The 18,873-nt window shown below is 45.2% G+C and carries 20 protein-coding genes; 6 read left to right on the top strand and 14 right to left on the bottom strand.

Going from position 1 to position 18,873, the window contains the following annotated elements; all coding sequences use genetic code 11:
* Window positions 1-51: 51 nt before the first annotated feature.
* The 4 genes from RE476_RS08170 to RE476_RS08155 all read right to left on the bottom strand — a co-directional run bounded on the left by RE476_RS08170 (window position 52) and on the right by RE476_RS08155 (window position 3,247).
* Window positions 52-399, bottom strand: coding sequence for a phasin family protein (locus RE476_RS08170; RefSeq protein WP_309307165.1), 348 nt, complete (start codon window positions 397-399; stop codon window positions 52-54).
* A 159-nt stretch (window positions 400-558) separates the two neighbouring features.
* Entirely contained in the window at window positions 559-2,283 is a 1,725-nt protein-coding gene (locus RE476_RS08165) for an ABC transporter ATP-binding protein (RefSeq protein ID WP_309307164.1), read from the bottom strand.
* 62 nt (window positions 2,284-2,345) lie between these two features.
* Window positions 2,346-3,089 (bottom strand): geranylgeranylglyceryl/heptaprenylglyceryl phosphate synthase, encoded by a 744-nt coding sequence (locus tag RE476_RS08160; RefSeq protein WP_309307163.1) that lies wholly within the window; start codon window positions 3,087-3,089, stop codon window positions 2,346-2,348.
* 8 nt (window positions 3,090-3,097) lie between these two features.
* A complete protein-coding gene (locus RE476_RS08155; protein ID WP_094227728.1) occupies window positions 3,098-3,247 on the bottom strand; it encodes a 50S ribosomal protein L40e in 150 nt (49 codons plus the stop codon).
* A 214-nt stretch (window positions 3,248-3,461) separates the two neighbouring features.
* Between RE476_RS08155 and RE476_RS08150 the strand changes: the two genes are divergently transcribed.
* On the top strand, window positions 3,462-4,121 hold the full coding sequence (locus tag RE476_RS08150; protein WP_309307162.1) for a winged helix-turn-helix domain-containing protein: 660 nt from the start codon (window positions 3,462-3,464) through the stop codon (window positions 4,119-4,121).
* A 91-nt stretch (window positions 4,122-4,212) separates the two neighbouring features.
* On the opposite strand, the gene gatB is transcribed toward RE476_RS08150, so the two are convergent.
* Genes gatB through gatC form a run of 3 tightly spaced genes read right to left on the bottom strand, consistent with a single transcriptional unit; the run spans window position 4,213 to window position 7,353 of the window.
* A complete protein-coding gene (gatB, locus tag RE476_RS08145; RefSeq protein ID WP_309307161.1) occupies window positions 4,213-5,634 on the bottom strand; it encodes an Asp-tRNA(Asn)/Glu-tRNA(Gln) amidotransferase subunit GatB in 1,422 nt (473 codons plus the stop codon).
* Window positions 5,635-7,062 (bottom strand): Asp-tRNA(Asn)/Glu-tRNA(Gln) amidotransferase subunit GatA, encoded by a 1,428-nt coding sequence (gatA, locus tag RE476_RS08140; RefSeq protein WP_309307160.1) that lies wholly within the window; start codon window positions 7,060-7,062, stop codon window positions 5,635-5,637. It abuts the gene before it with no gap.
* 9 nt (window positions 7,063-7,071) lie between these two features.
* Window positions 7,072-7,353 carry an Asp-tRNA(Asn)/Glu-tRNA(Gln) amidotransferase subunit GatC gene (gene gatC / locus RE476_RS08135; RefSeq protein WP_309307159.1) on the bottom strand — a complete coding sequence of 94 codons (282 nt, stop codon included), beginning with the start codon at window positions 7,351-7,353 and terminating at the stop codon, window positions 7,072-7,074.
* Window positions 7,354-7,531: 178 nt separating this feature from the next.
* On the opposite strand from gatC, the gene RE476_RS08130 reads away from it, so the two are divergent.
* The gene (locus tag RE476_RS08130; RefSeq protein ID WP_309307158.1) at window positions 7,532-8,839 is read left to right on the top strand and encodes an erythromycin esterase family protein; all 1,308 of its coding nucleotides are present in this window, start codon (window positions 7,532-7,534) and stop codon (window positions 8,837-8,839) included.
* Window positions 8,840-8,879: 40 nt separating this feature from the next.
* On the opposite strand, the gene RE476_RS08125 is transcribed toward RE476_RS08130, so the two are convergent.
* A complete protein-coding gene (locus tag RE476_RS08125) occupies window positions 8,880-9,224 on the bottom strand; it encodes a YnfA family protein (RefSeq protein ID WP_309307157.1) in 345 nt (114 codons plus the stop codon).
* Entirely contained in the window at window positions 9,224-9,598 is a 375-nt protein-coding gene (locus tag RE476_RS08120; RefSeq protein WP_309307156.1) for a YnfA family protein, read from the bottom strand. Before RE476_RS08120 ends, RE476_RS08125 begins: the two co-directional genes overlap by 1 nt.
* Window positions 9,599-9,739: 141 nt before the next feature.
* On the opposite strand from RE476_RS08120, the gene RE476_RS08115 reads away from it, so the two are divergent.
* Window positions 9,740-10,417, top strand: a complete 678-nt coding sequence (locus tag RE476_RS08115; protein ID WP_309307155.1) for a class I SAM-dependent methyltransferase — start codon at window positions 9,740-9,742, stop codon at window positions 10,415-10,417.
* Between the two features lie 84 nt (window positions 10,418-10,501).
* On the opposite strand, the gene fae is transcribed toward RE476_RS08115, so the two are convergent.
* Window positions 10,502-11,005: a formaldehyde-activating enzyme gene (gene fae / locus RE476_RS08110; protein WP_309307154.1), complete on the bottom strand. Its 504-nt coding sequence runs from the start codon at window positions 11,003-11,005 to the stop codon at window positions 10,502-10,504.
* A gap of 150 nt (window positions 11,006-11,155) precedes the next feature.
* Between fae and RE476_RS08105 the strand changes: the two genes are divergently transcribed.
* Window positions 11,156-11,533, top strand: a complete 378-nt coding sequence (locus RE476_RS08105) for a winged helix-turn-helix transcriptional regulator (protein WP_309307153.1) — start codon at window positions 11,156-11,158, stop codon at window positions 11,531-11,533.
* Window positions 11,534-11,637: 104 nt separating this feature from the next.
* Here RE476_RS08105 and RE476_RS08100 read toward each other — a convergent pair whose 3' ends face one another.
* On the bottom strand, window positions 11,638-12,444 hold the full coding sequence (locus tag RE476_RS08100) for a methyltransferase domain-containing protein (RefSeq protein WP_309307152.1): 807 nt from the start codon (window positions 12,442-12,444) through the stop codon (window positions 11,638-11,640).
* Between the two features lie 54 nt (window positions 12,445-12,498).
* The gene (locus RE476_RS08095) at window positions 12,499-13,659 is read right to left on the bottom strand and encodes a Coenzyme F420 hydrogenase/dehydrogenase, beta subunit C-terminal domain (RefSeq protein WP_309307151.1); all 1,161 of its coding nucleotides are present in this window, start codon (window positions 13,657-13,659) and stop codon (window positions 12,499-12,501) included.
* A 249-nt stretch (window positions 13,660-13,908) separates the two neighbouring features.
* Between RE476_RS08095 and RE476_RS08090 the strand changes: the two genes are divergently transcribed.
* Together RE476_RS08090 and RE476_RS08085 are read left to right on the top strand one after the other, a co-directional pair.
* Window positions 13,909-14,775, top strand: a complete 867-nt coding sequence (locus tag RE476_RS08090; protein ID WP_309307150.1) for a 4Fe-4S binding protein — start codon at window positions 13,909-13,911, stop codon at window positions 14,773-14,775.
* A gap of 52 nt (window positions 14,776-14,827) precedes the next feature.
* Window positions 14,828-15,811, top strand: coding sequence for a radical SAM protein (locus tag RE476_RS08085; RefSeq protein ID WP_309307149.1), 984 nt, complete (start codon window positions 14,828-14,830; stop codon window positions 15,809-15,811).
* Between the two features lie 18 nt (window positions 15,812-15,829).
* Here the strand turns inward: RE476_RS08085 and RE476_RS08080 are convergent, their stop codons facing one another.
* Entirely contained in the window at window positions 15,830-16,075 is a 246-nt protein-coding gene (locus RE476_RS08080; protein WP_309307148.1) for a hypothetical protein, read from the bottom strand.
* Window positions 16,076-16,087: 12 nt separating this feature from the next.
* On the bottom strand, window positions 16,088-18,826 hold the full coding sequence (locus RE476_RS08075; protein ID WP_406600991.1) for a heavy metal translocating P-type ATPase: 2,739 nt from the start codon (window positions 18,824-18,826) through the stop codon (window positions 16,088-16,090).
* Window positions 18,827-18,873: the final 47 nt, after the last annotated feature.

The following is an 18,873-nucleotide window of genomic DNA, read 5'->3' as shown; positions in this document are numbered from 1 at the left end:
AAGCAGGAAGAGGTTTTCGCTTTTGCTGAAGTTTACTCCTCCGCTTTAGGGTTAAACATCCTTCTCTTCTTTATCGGAGCCTGTGAGTTTGTCAAGTTTCTCATCAAGCTTTTTAATGATCTCTTTGAGTTCGCGGACTTCCTCTTTTGTTGCGATGTCAGCTTTGTTGATGGTTTCCTGGACCTTGGATGATATCTTTTTCTCGATGTCTTCCTTCTGTTTCTTTTGTTCATCAACTACTTCGCGAACGAATTTCTTGCCTTCTTCCTTCTTGATCTCTCCGTTCTCGATAAGATCATCGGCAATGTCCTGTATCTTCTCCTCTGTTAATGCCCACAAACCGATTCCAAAAAGACCAACCTTTTTCATGATTTCTGTGATGTCTGAAACGTCTTTCATTTTAAACCTCCAATGATTAATTATCCTGTGTAAGAATAAATATCTTATTCTGGGATGTAGCAGGTTTGGCGCCGAATCAAGTTTGGATGTAAAATCACAAATGCCCTACTAAGCAAACATAATTAAAAGAAAAAAAGAGAATTGGAAAAGAAATAACAATCAGTTATCGACCAATTCACTGATGTCGTGGTCAAGATACTTCGCATGACTCATCTCTACAAGTTTGCCGCATACCTGATCAGGCTTTCCGTCCATGATTATCTTTGCGTTATCAATAAGAATGGCTCTGTGCGCAGCTTCCCTTACAAAGTCCATGTGATGGCTTACAAATATAATGCTTGTGCCAAATGTCTGATTTATCCTCTTCAGGGAGTTTGTGACATCTCTGAGGGTAACCGGGTCAAGGTCGCCGAACGGTTCGTCAAGGATCAGTATTTCCGGACGTGATACAAGTGCCAGTGCGATGTATGCCCTTACATGTTCTCCGCCGCTTATCTGGTAAGGGGTTTTGTCAAGTATTGAAAGGGGGAGGTCAAGAGCCTCAAATACCTCTACGGCATGTTCGTCAACATTCTCTCTTGTGATAAGGGGGAATAGCTTGGAATAGATGTCGATGGACAGGTTCAGTTCCTTGAGTGCCTTGTCCTTCTCGTCCTCGTTAACTTCCGTTATTTTGTAAAGCGTATCAAGCGCTTCATCTGATATGCCAAGCTCTATGGCCTTTTTTCGGGCATAATCCAGTGACCTTTCGCCTTTGAGACGCAGTTTGAATGCCATTTGATCTCTGATTGTGGAATGGGGTGAAAGCGTGAACTCCTGATGCATGATGCTCATCTTCCTGCGAAGATCCATGCGCTGCAGGGTAAATTCGATGATATTCATCCAGTTTCCATCATGCAGATAACTGATATCTCCTTCTTTTGGAGCCCTGAGTCCTGCTATCATCTTCAGAAGCGTTGTCTTTCCTGCACCTGAAGGTCCTATAAATGCAGTTATTTCTCCCTTGTTAATCTCAAGTGATATATCTTCAAACTTTAACACTTCACCCACTCTCAAAAGGACAAAACGATTTGAAAGTCCTGTTACTTTTATAATTGGGCGACCGTCTGCTTTGTCGGTGAGTGGGACCTGTTCTTCGATATCCTTCAGGAAATGTTTCAGTACCTTTTCAGCTTCGCCAATCTCAATGATCTTGCCCTCTTCCAGGTATGCGACCCTGTCTGCAAGGTAGAGGTGGACTTCAGGAAGATGTGAAACGACGATAATAGGAATGTTAAGTTCTGTCTTTATGTTCTTTATGAGATCAAGCATGTCCTGTTTTGTGTCGGGACCAGTCATGGTAACAGGTTCATCCAGAAGTAAAAGTCGTGGTTTAGCCGCAAGCTGGCGTGCAAGTATAAGTCTTTGTTTCTCCCCGCCGCTCAACAGGTTTGCAGAATGTCTTGCCTTGTGTTCAAGTCCTACAAGGCGCATGTAGTACATGGCCTCTTCGTATAGTTCGTCATAGTTGAGGTCATCATCAGGTTCTGGCAATCCTTCATGTCCTTCTATCTGGAAATTCAACTTGCGGATTATATTCTCGATCGCGGGTCCGTTCCATAGGCCAAAATTGCGCTGAAGGTGTATTGCGCTTGTGCATGCAAGGAATTTCTGTTTGTCTTTTCCTGCATTTGGTTCGATCTTTTCCCCGTCAAGTTCGAAAAAACCTGAATCAAAATCCTCAATTCCTCTGAGAATCTTTAAAATCGTGGTTTTGCCGCTTCCACTTTTTCCGGTAATTCCAAGAATCTCTCCGTCTGCAACATTGAAACTGATATTATCCAGAATTCTTCTCTTCTCGTTATTGAATTCATACTCTTTTACGATATTGCATACTTCAAGCATCGCCAAACCTCCATGAATGGTCCTGGACTGAAGAAAATATAATAAAAAGAAAAGTCCTTTAATTACTTCTTTATAGCTGAAACAAGTTCTTCTATTTTTGCAGTAACATTTGAACTCTCTTCAAGGATAGTTCCTGTTACTATCATGTCGGCTCCTGCGAGGGCGCATAACTTTGCAGTTTCACCGTCTCGTATTCCGCCACCAACAATTAATTTGTTGTCTCCAAGGACATGCTTTACAGCACCTATCATCTCCGGGGTCACAGGTGCATCAGCACCAGAGCCTGCTTCAAGATATGTGTAGTGCATGCCAAGGTATTTCCCTGCAAGTGCATAGGCAACTGCTAGCTCCGGCTTTCGTTTTGGTATGAGCCTGGCATCGCCGACCCAACCAACGGTTCCTCCGGGCTCTACTATTAAGTAAGCCATGGAGATGGGTTCAATACCACTCTTGTAAACAAGTGGTGCTCCCATTGCCTGATTGGTGGTGACAAAATTGATGTCACGGGAATTCAGCAGGCTCATGAAGAATATAGCATCAGCATACCTGCTGACACCTGCTGCGTTGCCCGGGAACAGAATCGTAGGTTTGTCCGTCTTCTCTTTTATTTTAAGGAGTGTCTGATCCAGTACCACTCCTCCGGCTCCTGTGGAACCACCGACCATGATGGCATCTGTTCCCCCAAGACTTGCAGCATATGCTATTTCTGCAGCCTCATCAGGAGTCTGGGATGCCGGGTCGATAAGTGTCAAGTGAACTGTACCTTCGCGTTCTGCGATCTTATTGAGGTACTCTTCCACTTGCATAAAAAAGATCAGCCACCCTTTGCTTCCTTGGATTTCATACGCAGGGCTTTGCCACCGCATTTCCTGCATCTTGTTGCACGTACTGCATTGCGGGCATTGCAGTCCATACAAATCTTCTTAATCAATATTCTATTTTCAGCTTCTGGAAATCTTGCCATTATTTTCACCTAAATGATTATGATCTATAAATAGGATAATAGGCTGCATACATGATGCTCAAAACATATAATTGTTTTGGCAAAACCATGCTTCGTTTCGCATCCTATTTGGTTAACCCTTTCACTATCTCCTATGCTATAAATATTCATGCTAATTCTTCTTTCCACAGGACAAACTATTTAATAGTATCATTATTAATAATGATTGATTACTATGGCAAATGATGATTCGGAGAAAAGAAGGCAGGAATGGTACGATAGGATGAAGAAAGAGGGTAAGCTCAATAGGAGTCCTAAAGAGGAACATGACGCAAAACTGAAGACCCTGCAAAATCCTGTCAGAAGGAACATCATCAAAAGCCTGAATGAGGAGAAGATGACATTCGATGAACTAAAGGCTGAGTTCAACCTTGAGAACATGTCACTGAAACTACACCTTGGAATGCTCGAGGATACCCTGTACGTTGAAAAAGAGGATAATGACACCTATGTCATCACACCACGTGGCGAGGACTACCTTGAGAGCATCGAACCAAAGGACGAAAAACTGGACGACCTGAAGAAGAGGCGGGACGAATGGTATGAGAAAGCAAAGAAAGAAGGCAAGCTCAAGGAAAATCCCACAGAAGACCACAGGGCTGGTTTGAAAGCCATGCAGAACCCTGTCCGCAGGCACATTGTTGAAAGCCTGGGTGAAGGCAAAATGACTTTTGATGAGGTTAAGGCCAAGTTCGATCTCAATGATGTACAGGCCAGGCTGAATCTTGATATGCTTGTGGATACTCTGTATATCGAAAAAGAAGATGACACGACTTACGTTATCACAGTGCGCGGCGAGGCATTCCTTGAGAATGTTGATGCAAAGCACCTTTAAATCTAATAATGAGCCACTCAACAGTGGATTTTAGTCAAAGATCTGTAAAAAAGGTGGCAAATGGGGTTATAGCCCCATTTAGTTTTAAAATTTATTCATTTAGTTTATCAATAAGCTTTTCTCTGGCTTCACGGGCATCAGCGCGTCCCTTTGTCTTCTGCATTACCTTGCCCACAAGGAAGTTCATTGACTTCTCCTTGCCTGCATGGAAATCTGCAACAGCTTCAGGGTTCTCGGCAATTGCTTCCTCTACTGCTTTTGCCACAATGTCATCTTCTACCTTGAGAAGTCCTTTTTCCTTGACGATATCCTGAGGTTTTCCTCCGTTGTCAAGGATGGTGCGTATGATCTCTACGCCACTGTTCTCGGTAATCTTCTCCTCGGTTACAAGTGTGATGATCTCTGCGATGTCATCCACGGTGAAAGCCTCGACATTCAGATCACGGTAGTTGAGCTCGCCCTTGAGGATATCTGCAACCCATACCGCGGCTGCTTTAGGGTCCACTTTAGCTGCCACATCTTCGTAGAAGTTGGCCACCTTAATCTCAGTCGTGAGTGCCCTTGCGTGCATGTCGATGATTTCGTATTCTTTGACAAAACGTGCTCTCTTTGCATCAGGAAGTTCCGGCAATGTTTTGAGTACTTCCGGCACTCTGTCTGCCACTCTCAGCGGTACGAGGTCAGGTTCAGGGAAGTAACGATAGTCATTCTCTGTCTCCTTGGTACGCATGGAGAGTGTCACACCTCTGGCCTCATCGAAGTGCCTGGTTTCAAGAGTGATCTCGCCGCCACGTCTGATGTGGTTCTTCTGCCTCATTATTTCATAAAGGAGTGCTCTCTCAGCTCCTTTAAAGGATGAGATGTTCTTTACCTCAACACGCTCTCCCATAAACACGGAAACATTGGCATCCACCCTCATGGCTCCCTCAAGGTCACCGTCGAAAACATCAAGATAGTCAAGTATACTCCTGAGCTTGTCCAGATAGCGTCTTGCCTCTTTTGGGCTTCTCATGTCCGGTTCACTGACGATCTCAATAAGCGTCATTCCTGAACGGTTGTAGTTGATGAGCGTACCCTTGGACTTGTCGATGCTTCCCATGTGCTGAAGCCTTCCAGGGTCCTCTTCCATATGAGCACGTGTAATTCCGATGACACGTTCCCCGTCCTCGCCCTCAATGACTATCTTTCCTTCGCCTGCGATCGGGTAATCATACTGGGTGGTCTGGAAACCCTTTGGAAGGTCAGGGTAGTAGTAATTCTTCCTGTGGAACTGGGTCTGTTCGACGATACTGCAGTTCAGTGCGAGTCCTATCTTCATGGCATACTCAACAGCCTTCTCGTTGATGACTGGCAGTGAGCCAGGAAGTCCAAGACATACAGGACATACATGGGTGTTAGGTTCGGAGTCGTGGTAGTTTGTGGAACAGCCGCAGAACAACTTTGTATTGAGCTTGTTCAGCTGGACGTGAACCTCAAGTCCTATCCTTACTCCGTCAGGGTTCTCGTATACCATTTATGCCACCTCCGGGGGTCTTCTGCTGTGGTGATCGGTATTCTGTTCGAAACTGTAAGCCGCTTTGATGATTGTATTCTCATCGAATTGCTTGCCTATTATCTGCAGTCCAACAGGCATATCGCCTGCGAATCCACATGGTACTGAGATGGATGGCACACCTGCAAGGTTCATCGGTACTGTGTTGACATCTGATAGGTAGAGTGAAAGCGGGTCCTCTATCTTCTCACCTATCTTGAATGCGGGTGCCGGCATGGTTGGTGCCATAAGTACATCAACGTTAGCAAGAGCCTTATCAAAGTCCTGCTTTACAAGGGTCCTGACCTTGAGTGCTTTAAGATAATACTTATCATGGTATCCTGCTGAAAGTGCGTAGGTTCCAAGCAGTATCCTGCGCTTGACTTCGGTTCCAAATCCTTCTGCACGTGTCTTTGATGCCATTACATGCCAGTTCTCGCCATCTGCACGGAGTCCGTATCTGGTTCCGTCAAAACGGGCAAGATTGGATGAAGCTTCGCTCATGGCTATTATATAATATGATGCAAGTGCATATTTTGTGTGTGGCATGGATACTTTCTCGTAAGTAGCTCCCATATCCTCGAATTTGCCGATGGCATCCCATACAGATTTCTCGACATCCTTGTCTATACCTTCTCCAAAGTACTCATCAGGCACACCGATTTTCATTCCCTTTACATCATCCTTCAGGGCATCGCTGTATGTGTTCTCCCTGTTGATGGATGTGCTGTCCCTGCTGTCGTATCCTGCGACAACGTCCATGATGGTTGCGATGTCTGCAACGTTGGTTGCCAGAGGACCGATCTGCTCCAGTGAGTTTGCATAGGAGATGAGTCCGTATCTTGAGATGCAGCCGTAGGTTGGTTTTAGTCCCACCACACCACAGAATGCTGCCGGACACCTGACCGACCCACCTGTGTCTGAACCAAGAGAAATAGGTGCCTCACCTGCTGCAACAACAGCGGCGCTTCCACCTGAAGAACCTCCGGGCACTCTTTCAAGGTCCCATGGGTTGAATGTTGGTCCGTAGCAACTTGATTCGGTGGATGTTCCCATGGCGAACTCATCCATGTTGGTCTTTCCGAGAATTACTGCGCCTGCTTCTTTCAACCTTTCGATGACGTGTGCATCGTATGGTGGCACATATCCCTGCAATATCTTTGATGAGCAGGTTGTGGAAAGTCCTTTTGTGGATATGTTCTCCTTGATGGCGATGGGGATGCCTGCAAGAGGTCCTTCATGGCCGTTTGAGTCAATCTCGCGGGCTACATTAATTGCTTCTTCCCATACGGTTGTGAATCCGTTTATCTTGCTCTTGCCGATGGTCTCTATATATGCTGCTGTGACCTCTTCGGCTGATGAGTCTGCAATCTTTTGTTTTATGTCTGAAATGTTTGTCCATGCTGCCATTGACACACCTCACATGATCCTTGGGGCTTTGAAATTGCCTTCCTGTTTGTTCTCGGTGTTTGCAAGCACATCATCCTGTGGCATGGATGGCTTAACAATATCTTCCCTGAATACGTTCATAATGTCTGCAACATGGTATGTAGGTGGCACATTTTCGGTATCAACCTCGTCGAGCTGTCCGAAATAGTCCAGCACGGAGTTGAGCTTCTGCGCATAAGCATCGGATTCCTTCTCATCGATCTCGATACGTGCGAGCCAGCCTACGTGTTCTACCTCTTCTTTAGTGATCATCGTAAGTTCCTCGAATTTGAAATGGAATAATATGTCTAGATATTTAAGTGTTAGAAAAGCAAACGATTATATTAAAAATGTTGGTTAAAGACTTTATCAATACTCTGGTAAGATAGTATAATATTCTCTCAAATATGGTACAGCAACATATTTATCCTGAAATGCTGACATTCGATCCATGTCTCATCCTGTTCCCATTTACTCAACTCTTGCTGATTGGATACAACAAGCAGCGATTCCTTTTTCCCTCGATTCATCTGAAACATTCAGTGCAGCTGTGGACAGGCTGATCGCTTCACTTGACGATTCTGTGGAATTACTTGGTTTTGGTGAAGCGCTTCATGGTGGCGAGGAAATTCTTATGCTCCGTAACCAGCTTTTCAAGTATCTGGTGAAGAAGTATGGGTACAGTGCCATTGCAATCGAGAGTAGCTTTCCAAGGGCACACATAGTTAATGAGTATGTGGCCGGCCGTGGCCCTGCATCTTATGAAGATATACAGGAAGCCGGATTCAGTCATGGTTTCGGCAGACTTGAGGCCAACCGCGAACTGGTGAAGTGGATGCGGGAATACAATGCAGATCCTTCCCACCAGATTAAAATACGGTTCTATGGATTCGACAGTCCCAGTGAAATGATGTACGCTGACAGCCCAAGACATCTTTTACATTTTGTACTGGATTACCTCACCTCAGTCGATAGTGCCAGTGGCAGATATCATCATGAACAAATAGATCCGCTTCTCGGCAATGATGCAGAGTGGGAGAACCCTGCTGCAGCGATGGACCCGACGAGATCGGTAGGTCTATCTTCAAATGCCAATGCGCTCAGGATCGAGACAGAGGACCTCATCTCGGAAATAAACGAACGCCGTCCTGAATTAGTGGATAAAACCAGTGATGATCAATATCTTAAAGCTGTACAATACGCTACGGTAGCCCGGCAATTGCTGAACTATCACGCTGTATCAGCCCGAAATTCAGATGACCGGCTGGTAAGGCTTCTCGGCATCAGGGATGCGATGATGGCGGACAATCTGACTTACATCGTATCGAGAGAGCGCAGCCGGGGGAAAGTACTGGCTTTTGCTCACAACAGCCATCTAAAACGCGGAAAAACCCACATGCAACTGGGGCCCTATGCATTAAAATGGTGGCCTGCGGGGTCACACCTTTATGAGATGTTCGGTCCACGTTATGCCATCATTAGTTCTGGAGTGGGTGTTTCTGAGGAAAATGGTATTGGCCTGCCTCAATCTGGAACTCTCGAAGCATTGCTGACCGGTTTGCCGGAGCCCGCATTATTCATTCCAACTCATAAAGGACAGGGGCTTCCAGCCTCGGAAATCGCAGCTCTTCCGACTCGCTTGGGTAGTATAAAGAACCCAACCTATTTTCCCTTTACATCTGAAGACTTCACAGATTTCGACTGGCTGGTTATCCTGGACTCCACGACATACGGCCGTGGTGGTCCTCAGTTACAATAGTGTGCTTCAGGCTGCTTTAAGAATGTTTGAACATTCCTTTTTACCTCGGCACGTAAAACATGATGAATACTCCTATAAGAGCTATCAGTGCACCAATTATCTCATATCTGTCCGGTTCTGTTTTATCCACGTATTTTCCCCAGATAATTGAGGATACTATGAATATTCCTCCGTAAGCAGCATACACCCTTCCGAAGTGGGCCGGCTGGAATGTGGGGATGATCCCGTAGACTGCAAGCACAAGCCCTCCAAGCAGGCCAATCCATATTCCTTTCTTTTTCCTCAGCCATAACCATACCAGATATCCTCCCCCAATCTCAAAGAGGGCTGCAAGGAAGAACAGTCCGAGGGATACGAATGTAAAAGAAACCAATCCTTCGTTCATTATTCTTCACCTTCCCTTGGCCAGTAGTAAATGATTCCTACGCCAACAAGGATCACAATACAGCCTATGATGTCATAGGTGTCCGGTGGTATCCTGTCAAACACCCATCCCCATAGCAGTGACATTACCACAAATATGCCCCCGTAGGTGGCGTATATCCTGTGGAAATGCGAGGGCTGAAAGGTCGGTATGATTCCATAAAGGAACAGGGTGATTGCCCCGAGAAGTGCAAAGCTCATACCTTTATTCTCTCGTATCCATAGCCAGATCAGATAGCCTCCCCCTATCTCAAAAATACCTGCAAGGATAAACAGGAGAATAGTATAGATAATGCATCTTTTTTTGGAGATGCATTTGGAGTCGAGTCCGGTCATGATACTTACTTCTCACAGTTTACTTAATAAAACGTTTGTTTCAGGATATATTGTTACTTGGTATACCAGATATTCAAATAGTTTTCAGGTTAATTATAAAGGGCAAAGGGCAAGTAGCTAAACTATCACGGAGTCTGTCTAATGGAAAGCCAATCATGTTCATGGTCAAAAATAGAGGGAAAGAACATCCCGACAACCGTTGAGCTTGACCCGATCATCTACAAATACACATTTTCAGGCTGCCGTATTCTTGATATCGGCTGTGCCAATGGAAAAGTAAGTATACCTCTGGCATTGCATGGCTATTCGGTGGCCGGTGTTGACATCAACACCGAGGTTCTGAGCATGGCAAAATCCTCCTGTAAGTCGCAGAACTGCCTGCAAATTCCATTATTCGCTAAGGGCAATGCCACAATTCTCCCCTTCGCAGATGCAACCTTCGATGTTGCAGTAATGCAGGCTTTCCTGACCACAGTAATCTCAAAAGAGAATCGTGCCCGAATCATCCGTGAAGCCTGCAGGGTGCTGAAACCACAAGGCCATCTCTACATCGCTGATTTCGGGCAGACATGGCACTCGAAGATATATCGTGAACGGTACATCAATGACCTCGCGGTTACAAAAGAGGAGGGTTCATTCCTTGCCTATGACCAGAAGACCGGGGAACTTGCTTATGTTGCTCATCACTTTACTGAGAAGGAACTTGTCTTTTTGTTGATCGAGAACGGGTTTGAGGTTGAGTATTTTAAGAACGATGAGTTTGTGACAAGGACTGGGAATCAGGTTAATGGTTTTGTGGTTGTGGGAAGAAAGGAATAGATCAAAACTCAAATTCTAAAAGATTTTAGTCATCGATCTGGGAAAATAAGTGAATCCTGCAATCATCTTGCAGGATATTCTCATTTATGCAAATGGATGTGCTGCACTGTCCTTTTTAGCAAGTGCATCATCTACGGTAGGAGTTCCTTCAACAGCACGCTTGATTGCAACTTTTGTTGCTTCGTAGTTGAACTCATAGATCTTGTCCTTGTCTTTTGCATCCCATTCAATGAAAACTGAAACAATGAGGAGGAGGTCTTCAGCTTCTTCTTTTGGAATAATCCCTTCTTCCACACTGTCCATCACAGCTTTTGCAATGGATGCCTGTGCAGGTCCGAACATCAGGGCTGCCTGGGATACATTCTTGATGGTCACCTTGTTCACGAGTAATGTTGCAGGTTTTGGTGCAACATTTGGTTCAAGTACAGCAAGCAAAGGAGAGTGTCCCTGTCTTGGCATTGCAAGAGAATTCATAAATGCAGTTTCAACAGCACTTCCTTTTCTTCCTATCACAAGGTCTATATGAGCAACTTCCGGTCCTTCTCCCACTAAAGCTTCGCCTACAAGACTGTTTACTATTTTTGTCATATTATCATCTCAATCAGGATTTTGCAGAAACGCCTTGTATGATTTTAAAGCATTTTCAGGCATTCCTGCCGTTCCTTATTTTCATTACGGTAGTTACCGGGAGAACATGTAAATACTTATTCTAACCATTTGGTAACCTGGTGAGAAATCATGGGAAACCTGGAACACAGTCCTATAGACAGTGCAATAAAAATAATAAGCAAGAAATGGACGCTCAACATCATCAGGGATATGTTCTGTGGAAAAAAACAATTTAATGAATTTCTAAAATGCAACCCAAAGCTTAGCAGCAAGGTACTGTCCGGAAAATTGCGTCAACTGGAGCAGGACGGGTTAATAGAAAAGGTCATTGTATCCAAGACTCCAGTATCTATAGAATATCACCTGACCAGTAAAGGCAGGAATCTGAACAAAGTGCTTTATGAGCTTTCAGGATTTGCCTATAAGGAATGTGCTGATGATTCCACTCCAGCATGTACAGAACACAGCTATGGGCTGACTAAAGAACTATTGAACATAGATGATTGAAAAGACTTTGTAAAAGGTCATTGTTTATTCTTGTTCTTGTTCACCCTGGATATTTTGCATAGCAATTCATTTTTTCAGATGCTCTTCAATAACGGTAGCTGGATTCATTTTCTTCCCACACCCTTAAAGAAAGTATAAACAAAAGTCCCGTACTCCGCCGCAGTCCTGTGCAGATCCTCAATTCCTCTTTCAAAGGTTTCTGCATCAATAATTCCCATCTCAATGGCACTCTCCCTGACACCTTCTACCATAGGGATAATGGTCCTTCTGACAAATCCTTCCTCCATGTGTGGGCGGCTGGAATCGCTGTAGACCATGCGGGGTAAGACCGTAATATCAGTGAAACCTGCTTTTTTGATAAGCGGGTAGACCTGCCTGCCGATAAGTGAATTGCCGCCGAGTCTTGCCTGCACTTGAACAAGGCTGTTCCATGCTTTCACTGCATCCTCTGTTTCGGGGTGGAAGAAGCATGAACCGTGGTCGCCTTCTATTACTGTGATGGTGCCGCCTTTTTTGAGTACTCTGTGCAGGTTTGCAAGGGCCTGAACTGGTTCTTTGAGGTGTTCAAGCACGAAGCAGACGAAAACGTGGTCAAAGCTCTCATCCTCAAATGGGAGGTCGAAGATGCTTTCCACACGGAACTCCACATTCTTGACTCCCTCTCTTGCGGCACGTTCTTTAGCTTTGTTCAGGGAGTCCTCTGATATGTCGATGGATGTTATCTGTGCTTGCGGGCTGTTCTTTGACAGGATTACTGTCTGCGCACCGATGCCACATCCGGCTTCAAGCACTTTACTGCCGGCGGGGTATTTTGTATCGCTGTGCAGGAGTTCTTCCAGTGTGTTTGCCTGGTCGCTGAGGCGAACTGATTCTCTTTCGGAGTAGCCATGGACGTAGTCATAGGAGGTCATAATAGAATATTGTCCACTTTGCTTAAAAAAGAGGAGGGGGCCGTATTATGCCTCTCAAATATTCTGCCTGCGGTTGAGTGAATACATCTGTATCTTCTTCATCTTCGCAAGATTAAGAGCGCCCTTCATCTCCTTTTCTTCCAGCAGGTGTGAATCTATATATCCATTATCTACAGCTTCATTATACAGTTCGTATCCCAGACCGGAGCGGGCAATGACCGTAGTCCAGCCCTGTGGCGTACCTACTCCGCCAAAGGATATATCGGCACTCTCGGCAGCCATATCCGTGCAGAACTTACATGAACTGCTCCTGTACATGTCCAGCTCATGGAGAGGGTAGACCTTTAATTCTTCAGGGGTATGGAACTCGAATTGACCTTTGCGGATCTTCATGGATTCTATGTCTTCAAGACGAATGTTCTTACTTTCAACGAATTCCTTGATTCCTTCGTAGTAGAAAGTATCCATGCAGAACAGTCCCATTTTTACAATATTTGCCCTCATGAAAAGGTTCAAAAATCCGTATGGACTCTTTTGCATCTTAGTAACAGCATCAATATTACAACTCGGACCTACAAAAGCAATGCTTCTTAATCCCTGCTTAATAGCACTCATAAGCGCACTCATCGTCATGCTATGGCTGTACATACTGCCGGAGGAATCCAGCAATTCATCGCATGTTCGTGCGATCATAGGCACAGGTTTCCACGGCTCTTCTTCAGATCTTGTTGTAACGATAGCACAGTCGATGAGTCCTTCATCAAGGGCATAGGAGAGCATTGCAGTCACAACTCCGCCATCCTGTCCCTTTATATTGGGAAGTGCTGAACGCGCCCTGTAGGCGTTTCGCATTTTACCGACCAGTCCCTCTTCAGTTGTTATGGTTCGCGGACACTGGTTGTAGCATACACCACACGCAGTACATTTGTCTATAAGAGTAGGCTGATCGTTTTTGATAGTTATGGAATCACAGGTTGCCGAACAGGCTCCGCATAAAGTACAGATTCCCGGCTTGATTATATCCTTCCTCAGTTTTCCAAATGCTATGCGCTCTTTGGCAGGAATGGATCTCTTCATTCGTATAACGCTTTTTTCGAGGTGCTCGAATTTAACCTGGCACCAGTCAGAACAAAAATGATACTTCTTTCCCCCGTATTCTGTATTACACGGAGTGTCCTCAGGGACTATTTTCTTACATATAGGATCAATAGGCATCTCAATCTCCCAGGATCACGGATGTCCTTGTAGGAATGCTACATTGTTCTTATAGTATAAAACAAAAATTGAACAATATAATCATTAAAGTTCTTAGCATTATGATTATTCATTATATTCTTTTTTTCTCAATTTTGTTCCAAAACATTTTTACCACATTTAATTCAATATTACAGCCTTAATTATTTCCTCCGCATTAAAAGGCGTTTCAAGTAAATTCCATATTAACTGGAACAGAAAGTGACCCAAATGGCAAAAAATACAGATAAAGACCTGCTCAAGGACAAAGGTTTCCTTTCCCAGAGGCAGGATGACTACTTTTCCATGCGCTTGCATGCAGCAGGCGGCAATCTGACATCCGACTATCTCAGGGCAGTAGCCGATGCTGCTGACCGGTATGGTAAGGGTTATGTACACGTAACCTCACGCCAGGGCATAGAGATACCGTTCGTTCATCTTGAAAACACAGATGCTGCCAGTGAGCAAATGAACTCTGCGGGAATTGGTCCCGGAGCCTCCGGTAAAAAGATAAGAGCGGTTGTGGCATGTCAGGGTGACAGGGTGTGCAAACGCGGTCTTATCGACTGTCAGGGAATATGCGAAAAAATAGATAAGCTCTACTTTGGAAAACCGGTTCCATATAAGTTCAAAATAGCAGTCACCGGTTGTCCCGCATCCTGCCTGAAAGTTCAGGAAAACGACTTTGGTATCATGGGTTTTACAGACCCTGTCTTCATTGAAGAAAACTGTGTCATGTGCAGGCTGTGTGAGAAAGCCTGCGAGATGTCTGCCATTACAATAGATAATGGAAGCCTGTATCTTGACATGCACAAATGTGTATCATGCGGTTTATGCGTGAAAGCCTGCCGCAAAGATGCCATGCAGGTAAAGGGGCAGGGATACACGATATTTGTTGGTGGCAAGGTGGGTAAAAGGCCACGTATGGGTGATATGTTTTTTAGAACAGGCAACGAGGAAGTTGTATTTGATATTCTTGAAAAGACCATTGACTATTATCGCGAAAATGCTCTTGAAGGGGAAAGGCTTGGCGATGTCATTGACCGCTGTGGTCTGGATCAGTTTGGGGAAACAATAAAGTATTCCCGGCAAAAATAGCCTGTATAGGTATATTAGTAAAAACGGCCATACATTTGGTAACGGAGAATTCATGAAACCAGAAACCAAAGCACAGCTCATCTCGGTAGGTTCCGTAAATATGGACCCTGCTCTTATCCATTGGTTAACCATTCCTACAGCCGGACCGGGAGCCGGCAATGTTGCCTTCTTTTTCAATTCAGGAGGGCACCGTGTGCGTCTCGCTGTTAAAAAAGAATCCCCATTAAATGCAGAAATCGAAGATGGGGAACTTGTGATAAGAAAGGACGGTGTTGAGATCGCAAGAGGCAGTATTGAAGAAGAACTCATCCACTGCCCGGATCAGGCTTTCATCACCATGTGTGAGAAATGTATCTTTGACTGTAAGTTCTGTCCTGTTCCAAAGCTTGGGGGCAAGGTCAAGACCATGGATCAGATGCTAAAGATGATCGAAGATGCCCACAAAACCGGCAGGATGAATGCAATCTCCATTACGTCAGGCGTTGAAGTCTCCGCGGAGGACGAGGTTGACAGGGCTGAAGAACTCATCCGCAGGCTTCGGGAACTATACAATGTTCCTATCGGTGTTTCAGTATATCCGACCGAAGACTCCACCCGCAGACTCAAGGCGGCTGGTGCAAGCGAGCTAAAATACAATGTTGAGACCATGGACCGTGAGATTCATGCAAAGGTCTGTCCTGACCAGGACCTTGAATTCCTGCTTGATGCATTAAGGCAAGGAGTCGAGATATTCGGAAAGAACAAGGTCTGCTCCAATTTCATAATAGGTCTTGGTGAAACAGATGAGTCCGCAGAGAAAGGTATTGAGGAACTCGTATCAATAGGAGTTGTGCCAATTCTCAGGGCAGCCGCCAGACATCCGTTGCGTCAGGGTGAGGTCACAATAGAGAGGCCATCTGCAGAAAGGTTGCTGCATCTAAACCGTTTCCTGAAGGAAAAACTGGATGAGTATGGTCTGCGCGCCGATACTTTTGATACGATGTGCCTGCCATGTACTGGGTGCGACATCAATCCACATATAGATCTAGAGGAATGATTTTTTCCTCTGATCTTTTTATTTAGAGTTGTTCTTTGCTCTTTTCTCAATAATTCCAGGCCACACCGAGGCCGCTACTATCATACTCAGAATGAACACAAAGACCATGCCCGCAATGATATCCACCTGACTGTATAGTGGTATTGTTCTGGAACTGTTCACACTGAAAGAAAGTACTGTAAAAACGATCACAAGCAAAAGTGATGAAGCTATGCTTGCGATAAGTGTGTATTTTCCTGTATTGTTCCCTGAAACTTTATTCATGTGACCATCTCCTTATTTTATCCTGCTGCGTTTCATAAGCAGGGAATTGGTTGTGACCGATACAGAGCTCATAGCCATGAAAGCCGCTGCAAGTTCAGGGCTGATTACTATCTTGGTGATGAACGGATACAGTATGCCGGCTGCAAGCGGGATGCCAACGCTGTTGTAACCGAATGCCCAGAACAGGTTCTGCTTGATCTTGTTCATGGTCAGGCGGCTTAACCTTATGGATGCAAGCACATCTCTCAGGTCGTTCTTTATCAGGACTATCTGTGCGGATTCCATTGCAACATCGGTTCCTGCTCCCATTGCAATACCGATGTCAGATTGAGTGAGTGCAGGTGCATCATTGATGCCGTCTCCCACCATTGCAACGATCCTACCTTCGTCCTGAAGCTTCCTGATCTCTGATGCCTTGTCACCGGGAAGCACTTCAGACAGCACTCTCCTGATGCTAAGCTGGGATGCTATGGCATCTGCTGTCCTGCGGTTGTCTCCTGTTATCATCACAACCTCGATGTCCATACTCTGTAGCTTTTCAACGGCTTCTTTGGAGTTTTCCTTGAGGGTGTCAGCAACGGCAACCAGGCCGATAGCTTGTCCTTCCTCTGCAACTATCATGGCCGTCTTGCCTTGTGCTTCAAGGCTTTCCATGTTCTCGATTAGCGATACGGTATCAACATCATTGTCTTCCATGAGCTTGCGGGTTCCCAGAAGAATCCGCTTGCCTTCGATAGTAGCTTCAACACCGTGTCCTGCAATGGAGTTGAAAGTATCTACATTCATTATTTCCAGTTTCTTTTCCTCGGCTGCCTTCACAATGGCTTCTCCAAGGGGATGCTCTGAGCCTTTTTCAGCACTTGCAGCAATTGCAAGTACTTCGTCTTTGTCATGACCGGCAGTTAGTACAATATCTGTAAGCTCCGGTTTGCCTTTTGTGAGAGTTCCTGTCTTGTCGAACACAATGGTGTCTATCTTCAGTGTTCTCTCAAGGGCTTCACCACCTTTTATGAGTATACCGTTCTCAGCTCCTTTTCCAGTACCCACCATAATAGCAGCAGGTGTCGCAAGTCCCACGGCGCATGGACACGATATTACAAGCACTGTGATGGAAATAAGCAAAGAGAACAGGAACGGACTTGCTATTCCTGAATGCATTGCAACATCGAACATCTCATACCCGATGAAGTACCAGAAGACGAATGCTGCAAGTGCAATAACATGTACTATAAGAATGAAATGACCGGCAACCACATCGGCGATACGCTGTATGGGTGCTTTGGAATTCTGGGCATTTTCCACGAGTTCGATAATCCTTGCAAGGGCGGTATCAGCACCAACGTTGGTGGCTCTGAATTTCAATGCTCCTGATTTGTTAAGCGTGGACCCGATGACCATATCGCCAACGTTCTTTTCCACGGGTATGCTCTCACCTGTTATCATTGACTCATCCATGGCAGAAGAGCCTTCGACAATAACACCATCTACAGGTGCCTTTTCTCCGGGTCTTACAAAGACGATATCATCTACCTGTACGTCTTCCACAGGTACTTCCTTCTCTTCGCCGGCAACGATGATGCGTGCTGTCTTTGCCTGAAGGCCGATGAGTTTCTTAATGGATTCGGATGTTCTTCCCTTTGCTCTTGCCTCCAGGTATCTTCCGAAAACGATGAAAGTGATAAGCATTACTGCCGTGTCGTAATATACATGTTCGTAGCCGGGACCGAGATTAAGGTAACTTGCTGCAATACTGATGACGTAAGCCGCCCCGGTACCGGTGGCTATCAGCAGGTTCATGTCAGTTACACCATGTTTCAGACCACGGTATGTTCCGATGAAGAACTGTCTTCCGGGGAAAACCATCACTATGGTTGCCAGCAGGAACAATACGTTCCTGTCGGAAAGCAAGGCTGGTGCAAATCCGAACAAACCCGGGAACATCATTCTCATATTCCCAAGCATTATCGGGATAAGGACTGCAATAGAGATGAGCAGGTTATTCCTTTGCTGTCTGATCTCCTGTTCCCTTTCTTTCCTTTCCCTGTCTTCCGATTCCTTCCTGTCGGCAGGAAGAGAAGCTGAATATCCTATACCATCCACGGCTTTTCTTATCTCATCTATCGAGACAAGGGATGAATTATACTCCACATGTGCCCTTCCTGTGGTGATATTGACACTTGCTGAGCTGACACCTTTCAGTCTCTTGAGGACCTTTTCAACGTTCTGGGAACAGGCGGCACATGTCATTCCACCTATCTCAAGAACTATCCTGTCCTTTACAACATGATAACCGATGGAATCAATAATCTTTTCCATCTCTTCAGGATTTATGAGTGCAGGATCATAGCTGACAGAAGCCCTTTCCATAGGCAGGTTCACTGAAGCAGATATCACTCCGTCCTGTTTATTCAGGGCTTTTTCTATATTCTGTGCGCAGGCAGAACATTGCATTCCTGATACCTTGAAGGCAATATCCTTAACAGTTCCCGGTTCAGGTTTGCTTTCTTCCGGTTCCATGTCATCAATTATGATGGGACATGCAGCCTCACTTTCCTCAGGGATATGACAGGCATCTTCACCAACTTCATATCCTGCGTTTGTAACTGCCTTTTTAATCTCCTCAAGGCCAATCCTTTCAGCATCGAATTCCACGGATGCTTTTTCATCCTCAAGGCTGACTTCAACAGAATTAACACCCTCGAGGGCTGATATTGTATCAGTCACACGTTTATGACAATGCATGCATGTCATGCCATAGACTTTGATATCTGCTTTCATGTTGTTGGAAAAAGTAAAAG

The sequence above is a fragment of the Methanolobus mangrovi genome, assembly GCF_031312535.1.
GTDB lineage: Archaea > Halobacteriota > Methanosarcinia > Methanosarcinales > Methanosarcinaceae > Methanolobus > Methanolobus mangrovi.
The sequence above is the reverse complement of the archived record's forward strand: the minus strand, read 5'-3'. Positions and strand labels throughout refer to the sequence as shown.

What these genes read in the sequence shown, in the direction of transcription:
- RE476_RS08170 (WP_309307165.1), bottom strand. Translation starts at nt 399, where the DNA reads ATGAAAGACGTTTCAGACATCACAGAAATCATGAAAAAGGTTGGTCTT.
- RE476_RS08165 (WP_309307164.1), bottom strand. Translation starts at nt 2,283, where the DNA reads ATGCTTGAAGTATGCAATATCGTAAAAGAGTATGAATTCAATAACGAG.
- RE476_RS08160 (WP_309307163.1), bottom strand. Translation starts at nt 3,089, where the DNA reads ATGCAAGTGGAAGAGTACCTCAATAAGATCGCAGAACGCGAAGGTACA.
- RE476_RS08155 (WP_094227728.1), bottom strand. Translation starts at nt 3,247, where the DNA reads ATGGCAAGATTTCCAGAAGCTGAAAATAGAATATTGATTAAGAAGATT.
- RE476_RS08150 (WP_309307162.1), top strand. Translation starts at nt 3,462, where the DNA reads ATGGCAAATGATGATTCGGAGAAAAGAAGGCAGGAATGGTACGATAGG.
- gatB (WP_309307161.1), bottom strand. Translation starts at nt 5,634, where the DNA reads ATGGTATACGAGAACCCTGACGGAGTAAGGATAGGACTTGAGGTTCAC.
- gatA (WP_309307160.1), bottom strand. Translation starts at nt 7,062, where the DNA reads ATGGCAGCATGGACAAACATTTCAGACATAAAACAAAAGATTGCAGAC.
- gatC (WP_309307159.1), bottom strand. Translation starts at nt 7,353, where the DNA reads ATGATCACTAAAGAAGAGGTAGAACACGTAGGCTGGCTCGCACGTATC.
- RE476_RS08130 (WP_309307158.1), top strand. Translation starts at nt 7,532, where the DNA reads ATGTCTCATCCTGTTCCCATTTACTCAACTCTTGCTGATTGGATACAA.
- RE476_RS08125 (WP_309307157.1), bottom strand. Translation starts at nt 9,224, where the DNA reads ATGAACGAAGGATTGGTTTCTTTTACATTCGTATCCCTCGGACTGTTC.
- RE476_RS08120 (WP_309307156.1), bottom strand. Translation starts at nt 9,598, where the DNA reads ATGACCGGACTCGACTCCAAATGCATCTCCAAAAAAAGATGCATTATC.
- RE476_RS08115 (WP_309307155.1), top strand. Translation starts at nt 9,740, where the DNA reads ATGGAAAGCCAATCATGTTCATGGTCAAAAATAGAGGGAAAGAACATC.
- fae (WP_309307154.1), bottom strand. Translation starts at nt 11,005, where the DNA reads ATGACAAAAATAGTAAACAGTCTTGTAGGCGAAGCTTTAGTGGGAGAA.
- RE476_RS08105 (WP_309307153.1), top strand. Translation starts at nt 11,156, where the DNA reads ATGGGAAACCTGGAACACAGTCCTATAGACAGTGCAATAAAAATAATA.
- RE476_RS08100 (WP_309307152.1), bottom strand. Translation starts at nt 12,444, where the DNA reads ATGACCTCCTATGACTACGTCCATGGCTACTCCGAAAGAGAATCAGTT.
- RE476_RS08095 (WP_309307151.1), bottom strand. Translation starts at nt 13,659, where the DNA reads ATGCCTATTGATCCTATATGTAAGAAAATAGTCCCTGAGGACACTCCG.
- RE476_RS08090 (WP_309307150.1), top strand. Translation starts at nt 13,909, where the DNA reads ATGGCAAAAAATACAGATAAAGACCTGCTCAAGGACAAAGGTTTCCTT.
- RE476_RS08085 (WP_309307149.1), top strand. Translation starts at nt 14,828, where the DNA reads ATGAAACCAGAAACCAAAGCACAGCTCATCTCGGTAGGTTCCGTAAAT.
- RE476_RS08080 (WP_309307148.1), bottom strand. Translation starts at nt 16,075, where the DNA reads ATGAATAAAGTTTCAGGGAACAATACAGGAAAATACACACTTATCGCA.
- RE476_RS08075 (WP_406600991.1), bottom strand. Translation starts at nt 18,826, where the DNA reads ATGACATGCATGCATTGTCATAAACGTGTGACTGATACAATATCAGCC.